Annotated in this window: 23 protein-coding genes and 3 pseudogenes; 12 read left to right on the forward strand and 14 right to left on the reverse strand. The window is 71.2% G+C overall.

The features are described from left to right. Positions 1-25: 25 nt before the first annotated feature. Both ACFY9E_RS35115 and ACFY9E_RS35120 read left to right on the forward strand, forming a co-directional pair. Positions 26-967, forward strand: a complete 942-nt coding sequence (locus tag ACFY9E_RS35115) for an ABC transporter permease subunit (RefSeq protein WP_390991252.1) — start codon at positions 26-28, stop codon at positions 965-967. Next, positions 964-1,725 (forward strand): ATP-binding cassette domain-containing protein, encoded by a 762-nt coding sequence (locus ACFY9E_RS35120; RefSeq protein ID WP_390991255.1) that lies wholly within the window; start codon positions 964-966, stop codon positions 1,723-1,725. Before ACFY9E_RS35115 ends, ACFY9E_RS35120 begins: the two co-directional genes overlap by 4 nt. Positions 1,726-1,838: 113 nt before the next feature. On the opposite strand, the pseudogene ACFY9E_RS35125 reads toward ACFY9E_RS35120, so the two are convergent. Beyond that, positions 1,839-2,127, reverse strand: a pseudogene (locus tag ACFY9E_RS35125) (SAM-dependent methyltransferase); the annotation flags it as partial. Positions 2,128-2,351: 224 nt separating this feature from the next. Here ACFY9E_RS35125 and ACFY9E_RS35130 point away from each other — a divergent pair. Continuing rightward, positions 2,352-3,011, forward strand: a complete 660-nt coding sequence (locus ACFY9E_RS35130) for an ABATE domain-containing protein (RefSeq protein ID WP_390991258.1) — start codon at positions 2,352-2,354, stop codon at positions 3,009-3,011. 65 nt (positions 3,012-3,076) lie between these two features. Here ACFY9E_RS35130 and sodX read toward each other — a convergent pair. Further along, a pseudogene (sodX, locus tag ACFY9E_RS35135) lies at positions 3,077-3,559 on the reverse strand (nickel-type superoxide dismutase maturation protease); the annotation flags it as partial. On the opposite strand from sodX, the gene sodN reads away from it, so the two are divergent. Next, a complete protein-coding gene (gene sodN / locus ACFY9E_RS35140; protein WP_020136639.1) occupies positions 3,471-3,866 on the forward strand; it encodes a superoxide dismutase, Ni in 396 nt (131 codons plus the stop codon). The pseudogene sodX and the gene sodN sit on opposite strands and share 89 nt — an antisense overlap. A 62-nt stretch (positions 3,867-3,928) precedes the next feature. On the opposite strand, the gene ACFY9E_RS35145 is transcribed toward sodN, so the two are convergent. Together ACFY9E_RS35145 and ACFY9E_RS35150 are read right to left on the reverse strand one after the other, a co-directional pair. Further along, on the reverse strand, positions 3,929-4,156 hold the full coding sequence (locus tag ACFY9E_RS35145) for a hypothetical protein (protein WP_390991261.1): 228 nt from the start codon (positions 4,154-4,156) through the stop codon (positions 3,929-3,931). Positions 4,157-4,173: 17 nt separating this feature from the next. Further along, a complete protein-coding gene (locus ACFY9E_RS35150; protein ID WP_390991264.1) occupies positions 4,174-5,328 on the reverse strand; it encodes an inorganic phosphate transporter in 1,155 nt (384 codons plus the stop codon). A 104-nt stretch (positions 5,329-5,432) separates the two neighbouring features. On the opposite strand from ACFY9E_RS35150, the gene ACFY9E_RS35155 reads away from it, so the two are divergent. Then, a complete protein-coding gene (locus ACFY9E_RS35155) occupies positions 5,433-6,167 on the forward strand; it encodes a VOC family protein (protein WP_390991266.1) in 735 nt (244 codons plus the stop codon). On the opposite strand, the gene ACFY9E_RS35160 is transcribed toward ACFY9E_RS35155, so the two are convergent. From ACFY9E_RS35160 to ACFY9E_RS35170, 3 genes are read right to left on the reverse strand one after another with little or no spacing between them, the layout of a single operon-like run. After that, entirely contained in the window at positions 6,164-6,400 is a 237-nt protein-coding gene (locus ACFY9E_RS35160; RefSeq protein ID WP_390991269.1) for a hypothetical protein, read from the reverse strand. The genes ACFY9E_RS35155 and ACFY9E_RS35160 overlap by 4 nt on opposite strands. A 10-nt stretch (positions 6,401-6,410) precedes the next feature. After that, entirely contained in the window at positions 6,411-7,631 is a 1,221-nt protein-coding gene (locus ACFY9E_RS35165; protein ID WP_390991272.1) for a sigma-70 family RNA polymerase sigma factor, read from the reverse strand. Positions 7,632-7,660: 29 nt separating this feature from the next. After that, a complete protein-coding gene (locus ACFY9E_RS35170) occupies positions 7,661-8,074 on the reverse strand; it encodes a YciI family protein (RefSeq protein ID WP_390991274.1) in 414 nt (137 codons plus the stop codon). A gap of 474 nt (positions 8,075-8,548) precedes the next feature. On the opposite strand from ACFY9E_RS35170, the pseudogene ACFY9E_RS35175 reads away from it, so the two are divergent. Beyond that, positions 8,549-8,987: pseudogene (locus tag ACFY9E_RS35175) on the forward strand (TetR/AcrR family transcriptional regulator); the annotation flags it as partial. 139 nt (positions 8,988-9,126) lie between these two features. Here ACFY9E_RS35175 and ACFY9E_RS35180 read toward each other — a convergent pair. The 3 genes from ACFY9E_RS35180 to ACFY9E_RS35190 all read right to left on the reverse strand — a co-directional run bounded on the left by ACFY9E_RS35180 (position 9,127) and on the right by ACFY9E_RS35190 (position 12,794). Next, entirely contained in the window at positions 9,127-9,741 is a 615-nt protein-coding gene (locus ACFY9E_RS35180; protein WP_390991277.1) for a GNAT family N-acetyltransferase, read from the reverse strand. Between the two features lie 365 nt (positions 9,742-10,106). Continuing rightward, positions 10,107-11,276 (reverse strand): family 2 encapsulin nanocompartment cargo protein polyprenyl transferase, encoded by a 1,170-nt coding sequence (locus tag ACFY9E_RS35185; RefSeq protein ID WP_390991279.1) that lies wholly within the window; start codon positions 11,274-11,276, stop codon positions 10,107-10,109. A 111-nt stretch (positions 11,277-11,387) separates the two neighbouring features. Beyond that, positions 11,388-12,794, reverse strand: a complete 1,407-nt coding sequence (locus ACFY9E_RS35190; protein WP_390991282.1) for a family 2B encapsulin nanocompartment shell protein — start codon at positions 12,792-12,794, stop codon at positions 11,388-11,390. Between the two features lie 256 nt (positions 12,795-13,050). On the opposite strand from ACFY9E_RS35190, the gene ACFY9E_RS35195 reads away from it, so the two are divergent. After that, positions 13,051-13,959, forward strand: a complete 909-nt coding sequence (locus ACFY9E_RS35195) for a pyridoxal-phosphate dependent enzyme (RefSeq protein WP_390991285.1) — start codon at positions 13,051-13,053, stop codon at positions 13,957-13,959. A 15-nt stretch (positions 13,960-13,974) separates the two neighbouring features. Here the strand turns inward: ACFY9E_RS35195 and ACFY9E_RS35200 are convergent, their stop codons facing one another. Beyond that, complete coding sequence (locus ACFY9E_RS35200; RefSeq protein WP_390991287.1) at positions 13,975-15,573, reverse strand: Na+/H+ antiporter; 1,599 nt, start codon at positions 15,571-15,573, stop codon at positions 13,975-13,977. A gap of 62 nt (positions 15,574-15,635) precedes the next feature. Here ACFY9E_RS35200 and ACFY9E_RS35205 point away from each other — a divergent pair, with 62 nt between their 5' ends. The 3 genes from ACFY9E_RS35205 to ACFY9E_RS35215 all read left to right on the forward strand — a co-directional run bounded on the left by ACFY9E_RS35205 (position 15,636) and on the right by ACFY9E_RS35215 (position 17,720). Further along, a complete protein-coding gene (locus ACFY9E_RS35205; protein WP_078615354.1) occupies positions 15,636-15,896 on the forward strand; it encodes a UBP-type zinc finger domain-containing protein in 261 nt (86 codons plus the stop codon). A 259-nt stretch (positions 15,897-16,155) separates the two neighbouring features. Further along, complete coding sequence (locus tag ACFY9E_RS35210) at positions 16,156-16,569, forward strand: hypothetical protein (RefSeq protein ID WP_003992877.1); 414 nt, start codon at positions 16,156-16,158, stop codon at positions 16,567-16,569. 17 nt (positions 16,570-16,586) lie between these two features. After that, a complete protein-coding gene (locus ACFY9E_RS35215) occupies positions 16,587-17,720 on the forward strand; it encodes a SigB/SigF/SigG family RNA polymerase sigma factor (protein ID WP_390991290.1) in 1,134 nt (377 codons plus the stop codon). A 3-nt stretch (positions 17,721-17,723) separates the two neighbouring features. Here the strand turns inward: ACFY9E_RS35215 and ACFY9E_RS35220 are convergent, their stop codons facing one another. Next, positions 17,724-18,173 carry a hypothetical protein gene (locus ACFY9E_RS35220; RefSeq protein ID WP_390991292.1) on the reverse strand — a complete coding sequence of 150 codons (450 nt, stop codon included), beginning with the start codon at positions 18,171-18,173 and terminating at the stop codon, positions 17,724-17,726. A gap of 116 nt (positions 18,174-18,289) precedes the next feature. Here ACFY9E_RS35220 and ACFY9E_RS35225 point away from each other — a divergent pair, with 116 nt between their 5' ends. Together ACFY9E_RS35225 and ACFY9E_RS35230 are read left to right on the forward strand one after the other, a co-directional pair. Next, complete coding sequence (locus ACFY9E_RS35225; protein WP_390991295.1) at positions 18,290-19,258, forward strand: diacylglycerol kinase family protein; 969 nt, start codon at positions 18,290-18,292, stop codon at positions 19,256-19,258. A 322-nt stretch (positions 19,259-19,580) separates the two neighbouring features. Then, positions 19,581-19,838 (forward strand): WhiB family transcriptional regulator, encoded by a 258-nt coding sequence (locus ACFY9E_RS35230; protein ID WP_003992873.1) that lies wholly within the window; start codon positions 19,581-19,583, stop codon positions 19,836-19,838. 204 nt (positions 19,839-20,042) lie between these two features. Here ACFY9E_RS35230 and ACFY9E_RS35235 read toward each other — a convergent pair whose 3' ends face one another. Further along, positions 20,043-21,509, reverse strand: a complete 1,467-nt coding sequence (locus ACFY9E_RS35235; protein ID WP_390991487.1) for a histidine kinase N-terminal domain-containing protein — start codon at positions 21,507-21,509, stop codon at positions 20,043-20,045. A gap of 351 nt (positions 21,510-21,860) precedes the next feature. After that, positions 21,861-22,547 carry a TetR family transcriptional regulator gene (locus ACFY9E_RS35240; protein ID WP_390991298.1) on the reverse strand — a complete coding sequence of 229 codons (687 nt, stop codon included), beginning with the start codon at positions 22,545-22,547 and terminating at the stop codon, positions 21,861-21,863. Positions 22,548-22,617: the final 70 nt, after the last annotated feature.

Below are 22,617 nucleotides of genomic sequence, written 5' to 3' on the forward strand. Positions count from 1 at the left end.
GCAGCGGCACTGAAAGGCAACACCCGTGACTGTTGACATCGACAAGACACCGGCCGACACGCCCCCGGCCGGACCGGAGGCCATCAAGGCCATCCCGGTCCGGCACTACGGGCGGTACGTGTCCGCCGTCGTCGCCATCGCCCTGCTGGTCGGGGTCGTCTACGCGTTCTCCCAGGGCAAGATCAACTGGGACGCGATCCCGGACTACTTCTTCGACGACCGCATCCTCGACGGCGTCGGCAAGACGCTCCTGCTGACCGTGCTGTCCATGGCGATCGGCATCATCGGCGGCGTCCTGCTCGCCGTGATGCGCCTGTCGAAGAACCCGGTGACCTCGTCGATCGCGTGGTTCTACATCTGGTTCTTCCGCGGCACCCCGGTCCTGGTCCAGCTGATCGTCTGGTTCAACCTGGGCCTGGTCTTCGAGTACATCAACCTCGGGCCGTTCTACAAGGACGAGTGGTCGGACTTCATGACCCCGTTCCTGACGGCGCTGCTGGGCCTCGGCCTGAACGAGGCCGCGTACATGGCGGAGATCTGCCGGGCCGGTCTGCTCTCGGTCGACGAGGGCCAGACCGAGGCGTCGCACGCCCTCGGCATGAGCCACTCCAAGACGCTGCGCCGGATCGTCATCCCGCAGGCGATGCGCGTGATCGTGCCGCCGACGGGCAACGAGGTCATCAACATGCTGAAGACGACCTCGCTGGTCTCGGTCGTCCAGTATCCCGAGCTGCTCCGCGCGGCTCAGGACATCGGCCAGACCTCCGGAGCTCCCGCCGAGATGCTGTTCCTGGCGGCGGCCTGGTACCTGCTGATGACGTCGGTCTTCAGCATCGGCCAGTACTACCTGGAGCGGTACTACGCGCGTGGCTCCAGCCGGTCGCTCCCGGCCACGCCGCTCCAGAAGATCAAGGCGAACGTGCTGTCCCTGTCCAACCGCTCGGCGTCGACGGGAGGCACCGCATGACCGCCATGGTCAAGGCCGAGGGCGTCCACAAGTCCTTCGGCCCCGTAGAAGTCCTCAAGGGCATCGACCTGGAGGTGAAGTCCGGCGAGGTGTTCTGCCTCATCGGCCCCTCCGGCTCCGGCAAGTCGACCTTCCTCCGGTGCATCAACCACCTGGAGAAGATCAACGCCGGCCGTCTGTACGTCGACGGCGATCTGGTCGGCTACCGGCAGAAGGGCGACAAGCTCTACGAGCTGAAGGACAGCGAGGTCGCCGTCAAGCGCCGGGACATCGGCATGGTCTTCCAGCGCTTCAACCTGTTCCCGCACATGACGTCCGTGGAGAACGTCATGGAGGCGCCGGTCCAGGTCAAGGGCGTGAACAGGGCCAAGGCGCGGGAGCGCGCCCTGGAACTGCTGGACCGGGTGGGCCTGGCCGACAAGGCGGGCAGCTACCCCTCGCAGCTCTCCGGCGGTCAGCAGCAGCGCGTCGCCATCGCCCGGGCCCTCGCCATGGACCCGAAGCTGATGCTGTTCGACGAGCCGACCTCGGCGCTGGACCCGGAGCTGGTCGGTGACGTCCTGGACGTCATGCGCGACCTGGCCGAGTCGGGCATGACGATGATCGTCGTCACCCACGAGATGGGCTTCGCCCGCGAGGTGGGCGACAGCCTGGTCTTCATGGACGGCGGTGTGGTGGTCGAATCCGGTCACCCGCGCGAGGTGCTGACGAACCCGCAGCACGAGCGGACGAAGTCGTTCCTGTCCAAGGTGCTCTGACGCCACGCACGGCGAGGGGGCGGTACGGGGTATCCGTACCGCCCCCTTTCGTCTGCGCTGCTTCCCGGACGGCAGCAGGTGTCCGAGGACGAGACCCACACCGGCCCGGCCTGCGAGGCCCACACCGGCCCTGTCTGGCCGAACCCCTCCTCGCTCAGCCCGTGCGGGACACCGGGCCGACCGCGTGTCGCCGCCCGCGTGCTCCCCGTGGATCTCGTGGCGCCGGGCCGAGGGGCCGACGAGGACCGGGTCCTTCGCGGCCGGCTGCCACCCCTCGGTCCGGCCGAGGGTGCCGTTCCGCCTGGCCTGATCCGTGCGGGCGCGCCGCTGCGCCCGCTCCGCCGCGTTGATCCGGGGCGTCGTCTGGTCGATCATGTGGTCCGCGTTCAGGAAGACACCGCCGGCGAGGTCGAGGGCGCGCGGGGCGGTGCCCGCGAAGGTCTCGAGCACGCTCGGGAACCACTCCTGCCGCAGGTCCCGGCTCTTGTGCCGGGCGGGCCGGCCGGCGGCGGCCCTCATGATGTCGGCGTCCGCCGCCGAGCCCCTCCCTCGTAATACCCTGGAAGTGCCGTCAGCTGTTACCAGTGCACACCCTCGACCATGAAGCCCCTCCGTAAGGACTACAAGTGGAACTGGCCTACTACTCGGACTACGCCGTGCGCCTCGTCAACACCGAGGAGCCGGCCCGGGGCAAGGACGCCCTGACGTCGGTCGAGGCCATCCGCGACCTGTTCGGCGGCCAGCAGTCCGCGGCCCGCCGCGCCACCGACGCGGACGTCACCCGCTTCCGCTCGGTCCGGGCCCGGCTGCGCGCGGTCTTCGAGGCGGCCGACTCGGGCGACGAGAGGCTCGCCGTCGACCTGCTGAACTCGCTGCTGCTGGAGTTCCCGGTGAGCCCGCAGATCTCCGGGCACGACGTCCGTGACGACGACGGCCGCCCCCTGTGGCACATGCACCTGGCGGACCACCCGTCGAACGCCACCGCGGGCTACGCGGCGATCGCGGCGATGGGCCTGGCGTTCCACCTGACCGAGTACGGCGTGGACCGCCTCGGCCTGTGCGAGGCCGCGCCGTGTCGCAACGCCTACCTCGACACCTCCACCAACCGCTCCCGGCGCTACTGCTCCGACCGCTGCGCGACCCGCGCCAACGTGGCGGCCTACCGCGCCCGCAAACGCCTGGAGGCCGCCCGGCCCGACCTGCCCGAGAGGACCGGCCTGGCCGCCGAGAGCGCCCAGCCCAGCAGCGCCCACGGCGACCGCCGGTCCGGCCTGCGCGGCCGGTAGCGGAACCGGACCCGCCCCAGGACCAGTTCGTCGGGCACGACGCCGTAGTCGGTGCTGTCGCCGCCGGCGTACGCGTTGTCCCCGAGCACCCACCAGCCGCTCTCGCGCCGCTGGGCGACCCGCTTGACGACCAGCAGGTCCTGCTGGAAGGGGTGCCGCAGCACGATGACGTCCCCGGGCCTGACCCTGGCCCCGTAGTGCACCAGGAGCCGGTCCCCGTGGTGCAGCGTGGGCACCATGGACGGCCCGGTCACCTCGGCCAGCCCGAAGGGCGCCGGCCTCCCCCGCTCGGACTCCTGCGACAGCTCCGGCATCACCCGGCACCTCCCCGGTTCTTCGTCCACCAGTCTCAGTCTCACCCCGGACTTTTGTCCTAAGCCCATGGGGGCACCCGCCAAAAGCCGTCCCTCACGGAGTAATGTCCCCTGTGAGAAGACGATCACGAGGAAGGAATGCTCCATGCTTTCCCGCCTGTTTGCCCCCAAGGTCAAGGTCAGTGCGCACTGCGACCTTCCCTGCGGTGTGTACGACCCCGCCCAGGCCCGCATCGAGGCGGAGTCGGTGAAGGCCGTGCAGGAGAAGATGGCCGCCAACGACGACCCGCACTTCCAGGCGCGCGCCACCGTCATCAAGGAGCAGCGCGCCGAGCTCGCCAAGCACCACGTCTCGGTGCTCTGGAGCGACTACTTCAAGCCCCCGCACTTCGAGAAGTACCCGGAGCTGCACCAGCTGGTCAACGACACCCTGAAGGCCCTCTCGGCCGCCAAGGCGTCGACCGACCCGGCCACCGGCCAGAAGGCGCTGGACTACATCGCCCAGATCGACAAGATCTTCTGGGAGACCAAGAAGGCCTGACCGCCTTCGTACGACGGAGGGGCCCGACCGAGAACCGGCCGGGCCCCTTCGTCGTGGCGCCCCTACTGAGGGACGATCAGGTGTATCCCGTACGCCACCACGGCCGTGCAGGCGAGGAAGCACAGGGTGGCCCGGGTGAGACCGAGGGCGCACGCGCCGCCCCGCTGTTCGCGCATGCCCTCCGGCCGGGCGAGGCCGAGGACGCCGAGCGCGAAGACGACGACCACGGTGACGGTGCCCCCGACGCTCACCGCGGCGACCCGGCCGAGTGCGGTCCAGTCCAGATGCATGTCCGGCTCCCTGTCTCTCAGGCGGCCGTGCCGACCTTGGCCGGCGGCTCGGTGCGGATGCTGACCTCGTGCGCGTCGTTGACGTTGTGCGCGTGCACCGGGTTACGGCGCGAGATGACCACGATGCCCGCGGCGAGGACCGCGCCGACCAGTGCGACGACCGCCGTGCCGGTGTCCCCGCCGTGCTGCACGACCGCGGCGGCCAGACCGCCCACCAGTGCGGCGGCGGGCAGGGTGACCGTCCAGGCGACCGCCATCCGGCCCGCCACATCCCAGCGGACCTCCGCGAGCCTGCGGCCGAGACCCGCGCCCAGGATGCTGCCCGAGGCCACCTGGGTGGTGGACAGGGCGAAGCCGAGGTGGGCGGAGGTCAGGATGACGGTCGTGGAGGCCGTCTCGGCCGCGAAGCCCTGGGGCGACTGGATCTCGGTGAGGCCCTTGCCCATGGTGCGGATGATCCGCCAGCCGCCCAGGTAGGTGCCGAGACCGATGGCGAGGCCCGCGGACGCGATGACCCACAGGGGCGGCCCCGCGTCGTGGCCGAGCGCGCCGGCCGAGATCAGGGTGAGGGTGATGACGCCCATGGTCTTCTGCGCGTCGTTGGTGCCGTGGGCGAGGGAGACCAGCGAGGCGGAGGCGATCTGGCCGATGCGGAAGCCCCGGGTGACGGAGTCCTTGCCGGCGCGGTCGGTGAGCCGGTAGGCGAGGCAGGTGGCGAGCAGCGCGGCGACACCGGCCACCACCGGCGAGGCCACCGCCGGCACCAGCACCTTCTCGACGACCTTGTCGAAGTCGACGCCGTGGCTGCCCGCCCCGACCCACACGGCCCCGATCAGCCCGCCGAACAGCGCGTGCGAGGAGCTCGAGGGCAGACCGGCCAGCCAGGTCAGCAGATTCCACAGGATCGCGCCGACGAGCCCCGCGAAGATCATGCCCGGGGAGACGAGGGTGTCGTCCACGATGCCGCCCGAGATGGTCCTGGCGACCTCCGTGGACAGGAAGGCACCGACGACGTTGAGGGCACCGCTGATCAGGACCGCCGTACGGGGAGCGAGCGCGCCGGTGGCGATGGACGTGGCCATCGCGTTCGCCGTGTCGTGGAATCCGTTGGTGAAGTCGAAGGCGAGTGCCGTGACGATGACGACCGCCACGAGGAACGGGATGTGGTCCATTCCTGCATGCAAACAAGCGCGGGCCGATGGGCGGGGAACGGTGCGCAACGGCTGGTCAAGGTTCACGCGGGTGGCCGTGGCGCGCGCCCTCTACGATCGCGCCCATGAGGATCAGCTGGACGTACGCCTTCATCGACCGCCCGCGTGAGGCCTTCGGCGCCGCCTGCGACTTCTGGACGGCGGTCACGGACACCCGGCTGTCCGAACTGCGTGGAGACCACGACGAGTTCGTCACCCTGCTGCCCGACGGCGCCGACGCATGCGTGAAGATACAGGCGGTCGGGCCGCGTTCCGGCGGCGCGCACCTCGACTTCTGCGTGGACGACGTACCGGAGTTCGCCGCCGCGGCGGTACGGCTCGGCGCGAGTGTCGTGGCGGACCTCGGCTCGCTCGTCGTGCTGCGTTCGCCGGCCGGACAGTTGTTCTGCGCGGATCCCTGGCGCGGGCAGTCGTCGCGCCCGGGCGTGGTGCGGGGCAGCCGGCTCGACCAGGTGTGCGTGGACATCGCGCCCTCGGCCTACGACGCCGAAGTCGCCTTCTGGAGCGCGCTGCTCGCCGGCTGGGAGTCGCTGCCGGGCTCCCTGCCCGAGTTCCACGTGGTCAAGCCGCCGCCCGGTCTGCCGGTCCGTCTGCTCTTGCAACGGCTCGACGAGGAACGTCCGGCCTCCGCCCACCTCGACCTCGCCTGCGCGGACGTCGAGGCGACCCGGGCGCGGCACGAGGAACTCGGGGCCGCCTTCGTGTCCGCCTTCTCCGGCTGGACGGTGATGCGCGACCCGGCGGGCGGCCCGTACTGCCTGACCACCCGGAATCCGGTGACGGGCGGGCTGGTCGGCTAGCGGGCCTCGAACTCGCCGTAGGCGCAGTCGACAGCCAGGCCCTCGTCAGGCCTCGGACAAGGCGGCAGGTCCGGCGACTCGTCGGGGTCCGCGTTCTCCCAGACGTACGGCCCCCCGGGTTCCGTGGAGTCCTGCATCCACAGCGTCAGCCCGCCGGTGACGGCCACGACCAACGCCCACACGATCACGACCAGGCGCCACACCCTGCTGCGCCGCTCCCCCGGTCCGCCCATGCCGCACACGCTAGTCGGTCAACCGTGCCGCCCGGGCCCGGAGGTAGCGCTGCTCGGGCAGGCTGAGGGTCCGGGCGGCCGCCGACTCGTACGCGGCCCGGGCGGCTGCCGGTTCGCCCGCGCGCTCCAGGAGATGCCCTCGTACGGCGTCCAGGCGGTGGCCCCTCAACTCGTCGGCCAAGGCGTCCAGCTCGGCCAGGCCGGCGCGCGGGCCGTGGACCATGGCGACGGCGACCGCACGGTTCAGGCGTTCGACCGGGCCGGGGATCAGGCCGACCAGGACGTCGTACAGGCCCAGGATCTCGGCCCAGTCCGTGGCGTCGGGGGCGGGCGCCTCGTCGTGGACGGCGGCGATCGCGGCCCGCAGCTGGTACGGCCCCGGCCTGCCGCGGGACAGGGCCCGGGTGACCAGCGCGACGCCCTCCTCGATCGCGGCCTTGTCCCAGCGGTCCCGGTCCTGCTCGTCGAGGGGAACGAGCTCGCCGTGCGGTCCGCTGCGCGCCTCACGCCGGGCGTCGGTGAGCAGCATCAGCGCGAGGAGACCGGCCACCTCGCAGTCGTCGGGCAGCAGCCGGTGGACCGTGCGGGCCAGCCGCACGGCCTCGCCGGCGAGGTCGCGGCGCTGGAGCGCGGCGCCGGAGGTGGCCGTGTAGCCCTCGTTGAAGATCAGGTAGAGGGTCTGCAGCACGGACGGCAGCCGCTGCTCCCAGCGGTCGGGACGGCCGAAGCGCACACCCCGCACCTTCTGCTTGGCCCGGCTGATGCGCTGCGCCATCGTCGCCTCCGGAACCAGATAGGCCCGGGCGATCTCCGCCGTGGTGAGACCGCCGACGGCACGCAGCGTGAGCGCTATCTGGGCGGGAGGCGTCAGGTCCGGATGGCAGCACAGGAACAGCAGCGAGAGGGTGTCGTCCTCGCGGGGCGCCCGCTCGCCGGGCGGCGGCGCCGTGAAGGCGTCGCGGGGTGTGAGCGCCGCCACCCGCTCCTCGCGCTGCCGCCGGGCCTCCTCGCTGCGCAGGGCGTCGGTGAGCCGCCGTGCGGCGACCTTGATCAGCCAGCCGCGAGGGTTGCCGGGCACGCCCGCCGAGGGCCACTGCCCGGCCGCCGCGAGCAGCGCCTCCTGCACGGCGTCCTCGGCCGCGTCGAAGTGCCCGTACCGCCTGACCAGCGCGCCGAGGACCTGTGGCGCGTGGCGGCGCAGCAGGTCCTCGGTCTCGGGTGTGTTCCTCACCAGCGTGTCCGTCGGTGCCGGCCGGTTTCTCAGATGTCCCCGGAACCGTCCATGATCGGGCGGATCACGACGGGATGGTCGGGGGCGCCGGCCGGCTGCGGGCAGCCGGCGACACGGGCGGCGATCTCCGTGACCCGCTCCAGGCTCTCGCACTCCAGGACCCAGTAGCCGGCCAGCAGCTCCTTGGTCTCGCTGTACGGCCCGTCGGTGATCACGGCCTTGCCGTCGTCACCGAGGGTGACGTGCCGGGTCTGCGCCGGCTCGGCCAGGCCCTGCCCGTCGACGAGCTCGCCCGTCTCGGCCAGGTCGTCGTTGATGGCGCCCATGTAGGCGAACATGGTCTGGAGTTCCTCTTCGCTCCAGGCCGGGGAGTCCGCCGACGTCCTGCCGCGCATGGCTTCGTAGTCCGCCTGTGTGCCCTGCACCATGACCAGGTACTTCATCAGTCCGCTCCTTCGGCTCTCACCGCCCTGCCGGGCGGCTCTTCACAGGGGACGTCGGAGCCGGGCCGCGCATCTCGACACGGACTCAGGAGTTTTTCGGGACGGTTTCTCCAGGGGCCGTTTCGGGCCGGGTCGTGGTGGGCGTGGCGGCGGGCCGTGCGGGCTCGGCCCGCTGAGGACCGTCGGCGGGCCGGGTGTCCTCGCCGGTACCGCCGCTGCCGGCGCCCTCCGTGTCGTAGGCGCCGCACTCGGGGTTGCGGCACGGTCCCGCCACCCATCGCGGGACCCATGTACCCAGCGTCTTGTGGCGCCGGACGACTGTTTCCACTGGCTGTCCGCAGGCCGGACAGACGTGTTGTTCGCTGCCCATGTCCTCAGGGTAGGCCGGTCGGGAGCTCAGCGCTTCCTGCTGTACGCGCGCACCAGCGCGCCGTTGCCGAACGTGCGCACCGCCTCCAGGGTGAGGGACTCCGCATGGTCGGCAACCCTGGACGCCGGGCCGCGCTCGTCGACGCCGGTGTCGAGGTGCTCGCACGCGGGGGGCGCGCCAGCTGACGTTCCGCGCGGTGGACGCCAAGGCCGGGGTGCCCGCGGGACCGCCTCCACCTACTTCACCGGACGCGCCGACCTGCTGTCGTCAGATCGACACCCGGCCGCGCGTACGGCTCGCACCCGACCCCGACGTGGTCGCCCGGCTGATGACGCGGCCGAAGGACCGTTCGCCGGTTACGGCCTTCATGCACGACCTCGTGGTGGAGTTCCGCCGCACGGCCGGGCTGCCGGTGGCGACGGGTCCGTCGCCGTGCTGTATCTGGCCATGCCCGGGCTGATCCTGGAGCATCTGCCCCGGCCGGGGGTGGGAATGCCCGACGGTCTGGTGTCGGGGGTCGTGGCGACGGTACTGCCGGGGGGCGGCCGGACGAGACCCCAGGGCCGTAGGGGGCTGCTGGGGGCCCGGCACCGGCTGCGAAAGTGCCGTCGGCGACCGAGGAGCGGGGGCAAGAGGGTGCGCCGGGCAGCGCCTCGCGGCATGCGGCCTCTCGCGACAGGGTCTACGCGGGCCGGTGCGGTGCGGGCTCGCGCCACATGGGCCACATCGCCGGGCCGTCGGGGAGGTCGAGGGCCGGGCCGGCCGCCTCGAAGCCGAGGCGCTCGTACAGCTTGCGGCTGCGGGCGCTGCTGGCCTCCAGGTAAGCGGGCAGACCCTCGCGGTCGCAGCGGTCGAGGACCTCTTCGATGAGCGCGGTGCCGAGGCCCTCGCCCTGGCGGCCGGGGGCCACCCCGATCATCCACAGGTACTCGTGCGCCCGCCCGGTGGGATGGACGGCGTCCGTCAGCCGGCCGATCATCTCGATGCGTTCGTTCTCCGGATCGACGGCCTCCCGCACCTGGGACGGCCCTTCGTCCTCTGCGTCACCGTCATGGTCCTCACCCGCGGGCACGGGAAGCCACAATGCGCAGGCCGAGCCGTCCTCGGTGACGTCGATGCGGCCGGCCGCGAGCACGATGTCGGTGAAAGCGGCCATGAGCCCGGGGTGCTTGGCACGGCGGTCCTCCGCCCCGGGGAAGACCCAGCGGCTCACGGGGTCGTCCTGGAACGCCTCGTCCAGAAGCCGGACGATCAGCTCCCTGTCCCCTTCGCCCGCCGTCCGGATGGCCACGCCCATGCCCCGCCCCTTCGCTCGTCCCGACGGGCGTCGATCGTAGGGCGGTTGGCCCTCGCGCAGGGGCACGCGCGGGATCTTGGCGGGATTCGATCGAACGTTTGCCCAAACTCGACCGCTACGGGAAGGGGGCGGGCCCCGCACACCGTGGGGCAGTGCGGGACCCGCCGACCGGAGGCCGGTGACCGTGCGGGGTCAGGAGCCGCACGGCCCCGGCACTCCGGGGCTCTTGGCCCTTCGGTCGCCCGAAGGCCGTCACAGGTGCTGCCGCTCAACGGCCGGCCATCGCCTGCTGCCGCCCGGCAACCGGTCGGCCGGCCATCACCGGCGCCCTTCGACCGCTGCCGCCCGAACGACGCCACCGGTCGTCAACTGGTGCGCCGGGTCACGAACTCGGCGAGGGCCAGCAGCCCGCCCGCCGCCTCCGGGTCCGGCACCGCGCGGGCCAGCTGCTGCATCGCCCGCGCCATCCGGTCGGCGGCCTGGCCCTGTGCCCAGTCTCGGCCGCCCGCCCGCTCCACGGTCAGGGCGATGTGGTCCAGGTCCTCCTTCTCGCTGGGCCGTGCGTACAGTTCGGCGAGTTCGGCTGCCGCCGGGGTGCCGGAGGTGAAGGCCGCGACCACCGGCAGGGACTTCTTGCGGGCGGCCAGGTCGGCACCGACGGGCTTGCCGGTGCGGTGCGGGTCGCCCCATATGCCGATGACGTCGTCGATGAGCTGGAAGGCGAGCCCGGCCTCCCGGCCGAACGCGTCCAGCGCCGCCACTTCCGCGTCCGAGGCACCCGCGTAGAGCCCGCCGATCGCACAGGCGCCTCCGAGCAGGGCGCCCGTCTTGGCCTCCGCCATGGCGAGCACCTCGTCGAGCGTGACCTCGGTCGGGCCACACCGCTCCAGGGCCGTGTCCGCGTGCTGCCCGGCGCACAGTTCGACCACACAGTCCGCGAGCCGGGCGGCGGCGGCCGGGGACGCCGGATGGGGGTCCTGCGCGAGCAGCCGCAGGGCCAGCGCCTGCAGAGTGTCTCCCGCGAGGATGGCGTCGGTGTCACCGAACACCGTCCAGGCGGTGGGCCGGTGCCGTCGGGTGGTGTCCCGGTCCATCACGTCGTCGTGCAGCAGCGTGAAGTTGTGGATCAGCTCCACGGCCGCTGCCGCCCGAGCCGCCCCCGCCCGCGCCTCGGGCCCCCCGAGAGCGGCTGCCGCGGCGAGCACCAGCGCGGGCCGGATCGCTTTGCCCGAACCCCCGTCCGCAGGGGTGCCGTCGGCCTGCTCCCAGCCGAAGTGGTAGAGCGCGATCCGGCGCATCGGCCCGGGCAGCGAGCCGAGCGCGGCCCGCAGCACCGGGCCGACCTCCGCCCGGGCCCGCTCCAGCAGCATGACCGCCTCGTGCCCTTCGGCCGGCTCCGGCCCGCGGTCCCGCTGTGTCCCGATGGCCCCCCGCCTGTCCGCGGCCCCGGCCGCCTGCCGGGGCTCGGCGCCACGCTGTCCACCGGGGGTGGGCAGCGTCGTCTCCGTCCTGGACTCCGTGAGGGACTCACCCATGGGACCGCCTCGGGAAAGGAGCGGAGGGTGGCGCTTCCGCTGCCGCTGGGCTCACACCCGGAGGATGTACCCGCCCTGACGGGCGGGAACACGGCCGGCACACCGGGAGCGTCACTGCCAGCGGCCGATCTCGACGTTCTCCAGGACGCCGAGCGCGTCCGGTACCAGCACCGCGGCCGAGTAGTAGGCCGTGACCAGGTACTTGATGATGGCCTGTTCGTTGATGCCCATGAAGCGCACCGACAGGCTCGGCTCGATCTCGTCCGGGATGCCGGAGGCGCGCAGGCCGATGACACCCTGGTCGGCCTCCCCGGTACGCAGGGCGATGATGGACGTCGTACGGGCGTCCGACACCGGGATCTTGTTGCACGGGAAGATCGGCACACCCCGCCAGGTGGGGATGCGGTTGCCGCCCATGTCGATGGTCTCGGGGACCAGTCCGCGCTTGTTGAGCTCGCGTCCGAACGCGGAGATGGCGCGAGGGTGCGCGAGGAGCATCTTGGTGCCGCGGCGCCTGCTGAGCAGTTCGTCCATGTCGTCCGGGCTGGGCACGCCGTCGTGCGGCTGGATCCGCTGGTCGTACTCGCAGTTGTGCAGGAGCCCGAAGTCGCGGTTGTTGACGAGCTCGTGCTCCTGGCGCTCCTTCAGCGCCTCGACCGTCAGCCGGATCTGCTGCTCGGTCTGGTTCATGGGCTGGTTGTAGAGGTCGGCCACGCGCGTGTGGATGCGCAGCACGGTCTGGGCGACGCTCAGTTCGTACTCACGGGGCCGGGCGTCGTAGTCGACGAAGGTGTGCGGGATGTCCGGCTCGCCGGAGTGGCCGGAGGAGAGGTCGATCTCCTTCTCGCCGTACCTGTTGGAGCGTTGCGAGGGGATCGAGCGAAGCTGCCGGAGGTGTTCGCGCAGGGTGTCGGAGCGCTCCGCGATCTGCCCGAACTCCTGGCGGGGCAGCACGAGCACGGTGCACGCGGTGAGCGCACGGGCCGTGTACTCCCAGATGGCGTCCTCGTTCAGCAGCGCGTCGTCGCCGAAGTAGGCGCCGTCGGCGAGGACTCCGAGGGACTCGTCGTCCCCGTACGGGCCCGTGCCGACCTTCTCCACCCTGCCGTGCGCCAGGAGGTACACCTCGTCGGACGGGCTGCCGAACGAGACGATGACCTCGCCCGCCGGGATCTCCCGCTGCTCGCAGCGGCGGGAGATCTCGAAGAGGACCTCCTCGTCCTCGTACGACCGCAGTGCCGGCAGCTCGCCCAGCTCCGCGGGGATGATCTCGACGCGGTCGCCGGTCTTCACGAACGTCAGCCGGCCGTCGCCCACGGCGTACGTCAGCCGCCGGTTCACCCGGTACGTACCGCCCTGGATGTCGACCCACGGCAGCATCCGCAGCAGCCAGCGGGAGCTGATCTCCTGCATCTGTGGCACGGACTTGGTCGTGGTGGCCAGGTTCCGCGCGGCCGCCGTGCCGAGACTCTGCTGCGGCTTGGTCTGCTCCGTGCGGACCTCTTCGCCTACCGACATAGAGAACTGCCCTCCCGGTTGTGACCGACGCCCATATGCCTCGGGCATCGATGTGCACGGGCAAGCCTTCCTCACTCGGCGTCGTGGTGCTATTACCCGAAAGAGCGGGAATGGATCTTCGCCCGGCTGGGCAGAGGGGGCCCGTTCGCGGTGCGGCAGCGCACGCTTTCCCGGCTCCTCGGCCCGGGCGCCCTTCCGCCGACAAGCGCGTCAGCCCCGAGCCTCCGTCTGCCACCTCACGGGTGACAATGGCCCGGTGACCAGCCCCGACACCCCAGGACTCGCCGCACTCGGCCCCCGGCTGCCCTCGCCGGTGCAGGAGGTCGTGGACGACCGGTTCGAGCGCCGGGGCGTGCGGCTGCTGCTGAAGCGGGACGACCTCATCCACCCGGAGCTGATCGGCAACAAGTGGCGCAAGCTCGCGCCGAACCTTTCCGCGGCGGCCGGCCGTACCGTCGTCACCTTCGGCGGCGCCTGGTCCAACCACCTGCGCGCCACGGCCGCGGCCGGCCGCCTGCTCGGTATCCCCACGGTCGGTGTCGTACGCGGCGACGAACTGGCCGGCCGGCCCCTCAATCCCTCACTGACCCGCTGCGCCGCCGCCGGCATGCGGCTGCACTTCGTCGACAGGGCGACCTACCGCCGCAAGTCCGAGCCGCGGACCCTGGCCGGCATCCTGCGCGCGGCGGACGCGGAAGGGGCGTACGTCGTCCCCGAGGGCGGCAGCAACGCCGAGGCCGTACGCGGCTGCCGGGCCCTCGGCGCCGAGCTGCGGGGCCGAGCCGATGTCGTCGCGGTGGCCTGCGGCACCGGCGGCACGCTCGCGGGGCTGGCCGCCGGCCTCGCGCCCGGCCAGCGGGCCCTGGGCGTGCCGGTCCTCAAGGGCGGGTTCCTGGCCGCCGAGACGGAAGCCCTGCAGCGTGAGGCTTTCGGTGCCCGGCGCGGCACCTGGAGCCTGGACGACCGTTTCCATGGCGGCGGCTACGCGCGCGTGCCCGCCGAGCTCGACGCCTTCGCGGCGGACTTCGAGGACCGGCACGACCTGCCCGTCGAACGCCTGTACGTCGCCAAGCTGCTGTTCGGGCTCGTCGCCCTGGCCGGCGAAGGCGCCTTCCCGCGCGGGACGGCGGTCGCGGCCGTGGTCACCGGGCGCCCCTTTCCCTGAGGCGGAGCTCCGCCGTCACGCCGCTTCCCGGAAGGCCGCGGCCTCCTCCAGGTCCAGCCTGCGCAGCAGGATCCGCAGCATCTCGTCGTCGATGTAGCGGCCGTCCCGGAGTTTGACGAACACCTCACGCTCGGCGCTGATCATCTCCCGCGACAGCCGCCGGTAGGTGTCGTCGACGGACTCCCCGGTGATCGGGTTGGCCTGCCCGAGCCGTTCCCAGACGGCGTTGCGGCGGCGTTCCAGGACGATGCGCAGCCGGTCGGCGAGCGGGGCGGGCAGGGCGTTGCGCTCGTCGGCGAGGAGTTCGTCCAGGCGCCTTTCGGCAGCCCGGGAGGCCTGCGCCTGGGCGTTGGCCTCGGCGAGCGTCTCGGTCTGCGCGTCGCGCCCGGGGAACTTCAGCAGCCGGATCAGCGGGGGCAGGGTCAGGCCCTGCACGACCAGGGTCCCGATGACCGTCGTGAAGGTCAGGAAGAGGATGAGGTTGCGCTGCGGAAAGGGTTCCTCGCCGCCGTGCATGGTGAGCGGGATCGAGAAGGCGATGGCCAGCGAGACCACGCCCCGCATCCCGGCCCAGGCGATGACGAACGGCCCCTTCCAGGTCGGGTCGTCCTCCCGTTCCCGGACCCGGGCCGACAGCAGCCGCGGCAGGAAGGTGGCGGGATACACCCAGACGAACCGGGTCGCGACGACGACCAGGAAGACGGCGACCGCGTACCAGGCGGCCTCGGCTCCCTCGTACTCACCGAGCCCCTTCAGGACCACCGGCAGCTGCAGTCCGATCAGCGCGAACACCGCCGACTCCAGGACGAAGGCGACCATCTTCCAGACCGCCTCCTCCTGCAGACGCGTCGCGAAATCGACCTCCCACGCGCGGTGCCCCAGGTAGAGCGCGACGACCACGACCGCGATGACACCGGAGGCGTGCACCTGCTCGGCGACGGCGTACGCGACGAACGGGATCAGCAGGGAGAGCGTGTTCTGTGGCAGCGCCTCCTTCACGTGCGTGCGCAGCCAGTGGATCGGCGCCATCAGCAGCAGGCCCACCACGACGCCGCCGACCGCCGCGAGCAGGAACTCGCCGACGCCCCCGGCCCAGGTCGCGCCCTCGCCGACGGCGGCGGCCAGGGCCACCCGGTACGCGGTGATCGCGGTGGCGTCGTTCAGCAGGGACTCGCCCTGGAGAATCGTGGTGATCCGCGACGGCAGCCCGACCCGGCGGGCCACCGCCGTCGCCGCGACCGCGTCCGGGGGCGCCACCACCGCCCCGAAGACCAGGGCCGCGGTCAGCGGCATGCCCGGCACGATCACGTACAGGGCCCAGCCGACGACGAAGGTCGCGAACAGCACGTACCCGACGGACAGCATCGCGACCGGCCGCAGCTGCGCCCGCAGGTCGAGGTAGGAGCTGTCGGTGGCGGCGGTGTGCAGCAGCGGGGGCAGGATGAGCGGCAGGACGATGTGCGGGTCGAGCGTGTACTCGGGCACCCCTGGGACGTAGCTGACCGCCAGCGCCACGGCCACCAGCAGCAGCGGCGCCGGCACCGGGGTGCGCCGTGCGGCCGCGGCGATCGCCGCACTGCCCGCCACGAGCAGCAGCAGTGGCATCACGTCCATCGTTCTCGCCCACCCTCATCTTTCGACGCGGTCTTCCGCCCGACCGTCGTAACCTGGCAATCATGAAACAGTGCACGCACGCCGACGCGCTGCCGCACCCCGAGCCCGGCCCGCTCAGCGAGACGTGTCCGGAGTGCTTGGCGGAGGGCCTGGACCCGGTGCAGCTGCGGCTGTGCCTCAGCTGCGGTCACGTCGGCTGCTGCGACTCCTCGCCGGGACGGCACGCGGCGGAGCATCATAAGGAGTCGGGTCACCCCGTGATGCGGACCCACGAGCCCGGGGAAACCTGGCGCTGGTGCTTCGTCGACCATGTCCTGGTGTGACGCGACGGGCCCCTGGCGCCGGACGGTTCGACCGTCTGACGTCTGGGTACGTCAACCCGGCCCGCGCTCTTCCCATTTGGGCCCGCCCAACCCCTAGACACGGAGCGTATCCACAGGTTTACTGTGAGTAACGACAGGGGTTGGGGTCCCGGGGACAGGATCGTCGAGAGCGCGATAGCGTCACCGCTGAACCACGTATCGCGTTACCCCGGGGGGCGACCCCCGGCCCTGAAACGCTTGTACCACCATGGAGGTGAGGGTGTCCCAGATCGCAGGCGAGCCCGCGACCCAGGACTTCGTCGAAGTCCGGCTGCCGGCCGCGGGTGCCTACCTGTCGGTGCTGCGTACGGCCACGGCCGGTCTCGCGGCCCGTTTGGACTTCACCCTCGACGAGATCGAGGACTTGCGCATCGCGGTGGACGAGGCCTGCGCGATCCTGCTTCAGCAGGCCGTGCCCGGCTCGGTGCTCAGTTGTGTTTTCCGCCTCGTCGACGACTCGCTCGAGGTCACCGTCTCGGCACCGACCACGGATGGCCATGCCCCCTCACGGGACACCTTCGCATGGACCGTCCTGTCCGCTCTCGCGGGCAAGGTCTCCTCCGCCGTGGACAAGGACAAAACCGTTTCGATCAGCCTCTACAAACAGCGCGGCGCGGGACCCGGGCCGGCGTGAGGAGCGAGGACGGGCCGGTGCGGGACGAAGAGCGCGGCACACGAGAGCTGCCGGCCGAGGCCACGGGCACGAGCGGCCCGAGCAGTGCCCGGCGCATGGCGGACGGCATCGACGGCATCCCCGAGCAGGCCCGCCCGCATCCCGAGGACGACTCCGCGGGGGCCGTCCTCCCGGGCGGCGGGCGGGACCAGGACGGTGCCGTGCGGAGCGCGCCTCCGGGCGGGGGGATCGCCGCATCCCCGGCCCAGGGGGGTCCCCCCACTCCCGCGGAGTCGAGAGTGGCGGAGGAGGCGAGGGCTCGGGGAAGGGCGACGGGCGGGACGATGAGCGAGCACGAGCGACACTCCGAGGATCAGGCGCCGCGCACGCACCACGCACAGAATGCGCACCACGGCTCCCCGGACCGCAGCGGGGCGCGCGAGATGTTCCTCAAGCTGCGCACCCTGAGCAGTGGCAGCCCGGAGTACGCGGAGCTGCGCAACCAGCTGGTCCGGATGCATCTGCCGCTCGTGGAGCATCTCGCGCGCCGCTTCCGCAACCGCGGCGAGCCGCTGGACGACCTCACCCAGGTCGCCACGATCGGCCTGATCAAGTCGGTGGACCGTTTCGACCCGGACCGCGGCGTGGAGTTCTCGACGTACGCGACCCCCACGGTCGTCGGTGAGATCAAGCGGCACTTCCGCGACAAGGGCTGGGCGGTGCGCGTCCCGCGCCGGCTGCAGGAGCTGCGCCTGGCGCTGACGACGGCCACGGCCGAGCTCTCGCAGCTGCACGGCCGCTCCCCCACGGTCCACGAGCTCGCCGAGAAGCTGGCGATCTCGGAGGAGGAGGTCCTGGAGGGCCTGGAGTCCGCCAACGCGTACTCCACGCTGTCCCTGGACGTCCCCGACACCGACGACGAGTCCCCGGCGGTCGCGGACACCCTCGGCGCCGAGGACGAGGCGCTGGAGGGCGTGGAGTACCGGGAGTCCCTCAAGCCGCTGCTGGAGGACCTCCCGCCACGTGAGAAGCGGATCCTGCTGCTGCGGTTCTTCGGCAACATGACCCAGTCGCAGATCGCGCAGGAGGTCGGCATCTCGCAGATGCACGTCTCCCGGCTGCTGGCGCGCACACTGGCGCAGCTGCGGGAGAAGCTCCTCGTCGAGGAGTGACGGCTACTTCTCCAGGTTGCCTGGGTTGCCGGGCCCGCGGATTCCGAGGGCCCGGGTCGTCTCGGGGTTCACCAGCAGCACGAGCGAGGCGACGGCCACGACCGCGAGGGCGATCCCGGCCGGAATGGCCATGCTGTCGGCCTGCAGCAGGTTGTAGGCCACCGGCAGCGCCATGAGCTGGGTGATCACCGCCGGACCGCGGCTCCAGCTGCGCAGCGCGAGCAGGCCGCGGGCCGCGAGCAACGGCAGCAGCGCGAGCACGACCAGCGTGATGCCTCCGGTGACCGCCTGCTGCCGGTCGTCCGGATGCCCCGTGAGGCCGAGGACGAGGATCCAGACGCCACCGACGACCAGCGCGAGCCCCTCCAGTGCGGCCAGCAGCGCGGCGTACGTCAGACGCCGGGGGCGGGGGCCGGTGGTTTCCTCGGTGGTGCGGGTCTGCTCACTGCTCACCCCTGAAGGGTAGCCCCCGTCGTACACGCCCCCCGTGGTCCGGTTCACCCCCACTCTCTTACCCGATCCCTACCTCGGTATGGGCCAGGTACCACCCAGTAGGTACGCTGCCAGTCATGCGTGCACTTCTCGTGGTCAATCCGGCGGCAACCACCACAAGTGCGCGCACACGCGACGTACTGATCCATGCGCTCGCCAGCGAGATGAAGCTGGAGGCGGTCACCACCGAGTACCGCGGCCATGCGCGCGACCTGGGCCGGCACGCCGCCGACAGCGACGACATCGACCTGGTGGTGGCCCTCGGCGGCGACGGCACGGTCAACGAAGTGGTCAACGGCCTTCTGCACGCCGGCCCCGCTCCGGGGCATCTGCCCGGTCTCGCCGTGGTCCCGGGCGGTTCCACGAACGTCTTCGCCCGCGCCCTGGGCCTGCCCAACGACGCCGTGGAAGCCACCGGCGCCCTGCTGGACGCCCTGCGCGACGGCAGCGAACGCACGGTCGGCCTGGGTCTGACCTCGGGCACGCCGGGCACGGAGGACGAGGCGGTGCCGTCCCGCTGGTTCACCTTCAACGCGGGCCTGGGTTTCGACGCCGGTGTGGTGGGTCGTGTGGAGCAGCACCGCGAACGCGGCCGGAAATCCACACATGCTCTTTACGTGCGCCAGGTCGTGCGTCAGCTCCTGGGTGAGCCGAACCGCCGCAACGGGACGATCACGCTGGAGCGGGCCGGCCAGGACCCGATCACCGATCTGGTGCTCTCCATAGTCTCGAACACCTCCCCCTGGACGTTTCTGGGGAATCGCCCGATCTACGCGGCACCTAAAGCCTCGTTCGATACCGGGCTCGATCTCTTCGGTCTCAGCCGCCTGTCCACCGCGGCGGTTGCCCGGTATGGCACCCAGTTGCTCACTTCGTCCCCCGAGCGGGGACCGCACGGCAAGCACGCCACCTCTCTGCATGACTTGACCGAGTTCACCTTGCATTCGAAGGTCCCGCTCCCCCTCCAGATGGACGGTGACCACCTGGGCCTGCGAACAAGCGTGACGTTCACAGGCGTACGCCGTGCACTGCGTGTGATTGTGTGAGCAGAACTGGCTAAAGTCCTTTCACTCGAACGTTTAGGCCAGGGTCCACCCCATGGAAGTACGGCTGTGACCTAGTCGACACCGAAGAATCAAAAAAAACTTTCCAGAAGGGGTTGTATCCGCCGCTGAGGTTTGCGAGTCTCTACGTGGCGATCGAGACGGCCCGCAACACCGGCCTCCACTGATCACCAGAACCCCTCTTCAACTCACAGGACCTTCGCCGGGGAACCTGGCAGTCGGCCCTTCACTTGTTGAGGGATTCGTGAAAGCGTTCACATTCACAAGCAAGCCCTGCACGTAATACCAAGGAGAGGTAGCAGCCATGGACTGGCGTCACAACGCCGTTTGCCGCGAGGAAGACCCCGAGCTCTTCTTCCCCATCGGCAACACCGGTCCTGCGCTGCTGCAGATCGAGGAAGCCAAGGCCGTCTGCCGTCGCTGCCCGGTGATCGAGCAGTGTCTGCAGTGGGCGCTCGAGTCCGGTCAGGACTCCGGCGTCTGGGGTGGTCTCAGCGAGGACGAGCGCCGCGCCATGAAGCGCCGCGCCGCCCGCAACCGGGCCCGTCAGGCCTCCGCCTGACAACCCACCCCTGCTGACAGCCTGAGCTTGGCGGCGCGTACAGCGAGTACGCATCTCCCGCCCCCGAGCCGCAGCGCGCAGTTCCCCCGATGCGCTTAGTTAAGCAGCAACGAGCTTTAGCCCCGGGCCACTTGGTGGCCCGGGGCTCATCGCTTTCCGGCCCCTCTTCGCTTTGCGGCCCCTCTTCCAGGACTGTGGTTTCCGCTACTTCTGCGCTCGCACGGGGATGTCGAGGATCACGCGGGTGCCGCGGTCCGGGGCCGGGACCATGTCGAAGGTGCCGCCCAACTCGCCCTCCACCAGCGTCCGCACGATCTGGAGGCCGAGATTGCCGGCGGTGTGCGGATCGAACCCCTCCGGCAGGCCGACCCCGTCGTCCTGGACCGTGACCAGCAGCCGGGCTTCCTTGGTGGTGCCGCCACGGACCGCCGAGACCTCGACCGTGCCGGTGTCGCCTTCGCGGAAACCGTGCTCCAGCGCGTTCTGCAGCACCTCGGTCAGCACCATCGACAGCGGGGTGGCGACCTCGGCGTCGAGAATGCCGAAGCGTCCGGTGCGCCGGCCTGCGACCTTGCCCGGGGAGATCTCCGCGACCATGGCCAGCACGCGGTCGGCGATGTCGTCGAACTCGACACGCTCATCCAGGTTCTGGGAGAGCGTCTCGTGCACGATCGCAATCGATCCGACGCGGCGCACCGCCTCTTCGAGGGCCTCGCGTCCACGGTCGGACTCGATGCGCCGGGCCTGGAGGCGGAGCAGCGCCGCCACCGTCTGGAGGTTGTTCTTGACGCGGTGGTGGATCTCCCGGATCGTCGCGTCCTTGGTGATCAACTCGCGCTCGCGGCGACGCAGTTCGGTGACGTCGCGGAGCAGGACGAGGGAGCCGATCCGGGTGCCCTTCGGCTTGAGCGGGATGGCGCGGAACTGGATGACTCCGTCAGTGGCCTCGATCTCGAACTCGCGCGGCGCCCAGCCGCTGGCGACCTTGGCGAGCGCCTCGTCCACCGGGCCCCGGGTCGGGGCGAGTTCGGCGGTGGTCTTGCCCAGGTGCTGCCCGACGAGGTCGGAGGCGAGGCCGAGCCGGTGGTAGGCGGACAGGGCGTTCGGGGAGGCGTACTGCACGATGGCGTCCGCGTCGAGCCGGATGAGTCCGTCGCCCACCCGGGGCGAGGCGTCCATGTCGAGCTGCTGGTTCGCGAACGGGAAGGACCCGGCCGCGATCATCTGCGCGAGGTCGGACGCACTCTGCAGATAGGTGAGCTCCAGACGGCTCGGGGTGCGCACGGTGAGGAGGTTGGTGTTGCGCGCGATGACCCCCAGGACGCGCCCTTCCCGCCGCACGGGGATCGACTCGACCCGGACGGGTACCTCCTCGCGCCACTCGGGGTCGCCCTCGCGCACGATGCGGCCCTCGTCGAGAGCTACGTCCAGCATCGGGCGGCGGCCGCGCGGGACGAGGTGGCCCACCATGTCGTCCTGGTACGAGGTCGGGCCGGTGTTGGGCCGCATCTGGGCGACCGAGACGTACCGGGCGCCGTCGCTGGTGGGGACCCACAGGACCAGGTCGGCGAAGGAGAGGTCGGAGAGCAGCTGCCACTCCGAGACCAGCAGGTGCAGCCACTCGAGGTCGGTGTCGTCGAGGGCGGTGTGCTGGCGTACGAGTTCGTTCATGGAGGGCACGTTGCGAGCGTACCCGGGGGTTGGTACGGCCCTGAAACACCCGCGGGCCGCGGCGCCTGAGAGGGACCCTCAACCCTCCCGGCACCGCAGCCCGGAGCAACATCGGCCGTGGGGTGTGCGGTCCCGGTCGGCCGAAGGATGAGGAGCCGGGGCAGTCAGGGCAGAGAGCCTCGGTTCCTCGGTCCGTCCTCCTGTGCGGGGAAGACGGAGGCTGGTGCGCGTTGCACACGCGCGCTCGCTACGCATTGTGGACTAGACCACTTATGGGTGTCCATGCGTGGGAGGCTGTTCGTTGTTGTCATTTCTGCGGCACGTCGGACGCACCGGCGCCCAGCAGGCAGCCTAACCCGTGTGGGTTCCTGTGCGGGGCCAGATGGACAGGGCAATTTCCGCGACGGCCTCCAGTTCCTCCCGGCTCGCCCCGTCGCGCGCCTGTTGTGACATGCCCTGGATCATCGCCCCGGCGTGGCGGGCCAGGGCGGCGGCGTCGGTGGCCGGCGGCAGCACGCCGGCGGCGACATCGGCTCTGATACGGCTCTCGAACGCGGCGATGTTGGCGTTGCGGCGGTCCCGCAGCGACTGCTCCACCTCGGGGTTGGAGCAGTTCGCGGCCGCGTGGACGACGAGACAGCCGTGCGGGTGGCCGGGTTCGGTGTAGACGACGGCGGCTTCGCGCAGGATGCGCGCGACGGCGGCGCGCGCGGTGGGCTCCTCGGCGAGGGCGCGGTCGGTGAAGGATCCGTGCCGCGTGCCGTACACGCGGACGACCTCTTCGAAGAGGGAGCGCTTGTCCCCGAAAGCCGCGTAGAGACTGGGGGCGCCGATGTCCATGACACGGGTGAGGTCGGAGACGGACGTGGCCTCGTAACCGTGCTCCCAGAAGGCCAGCAGGGCCTTCTCCAGCGCGGTCTCACGATCGAAGGAGCGGGGGCGGCCGCGAGGCCTGGCCTTGACCTTGCCACCCCCGGTGGCCCTCGCGCTCGCGTCGGGCTCCTTCGGGACCTTCGCGGTTCCGTCGTCGTTCACCATGGGATGCATTTTATAGCGGGCACTAGAGAAATGTCGGCGGACTGCTGTACGGTCATTTCTGTATCGATCG

It is taken from the genome of Streptomyces sp. NPDC012466, from assembly GCF_042955215.1.
Taxonomy (GTDB): Bacteria; Actinomycetota; Actinomycetes; order Streptomycetales; family Streptomycetaceae; genus Streptomyces.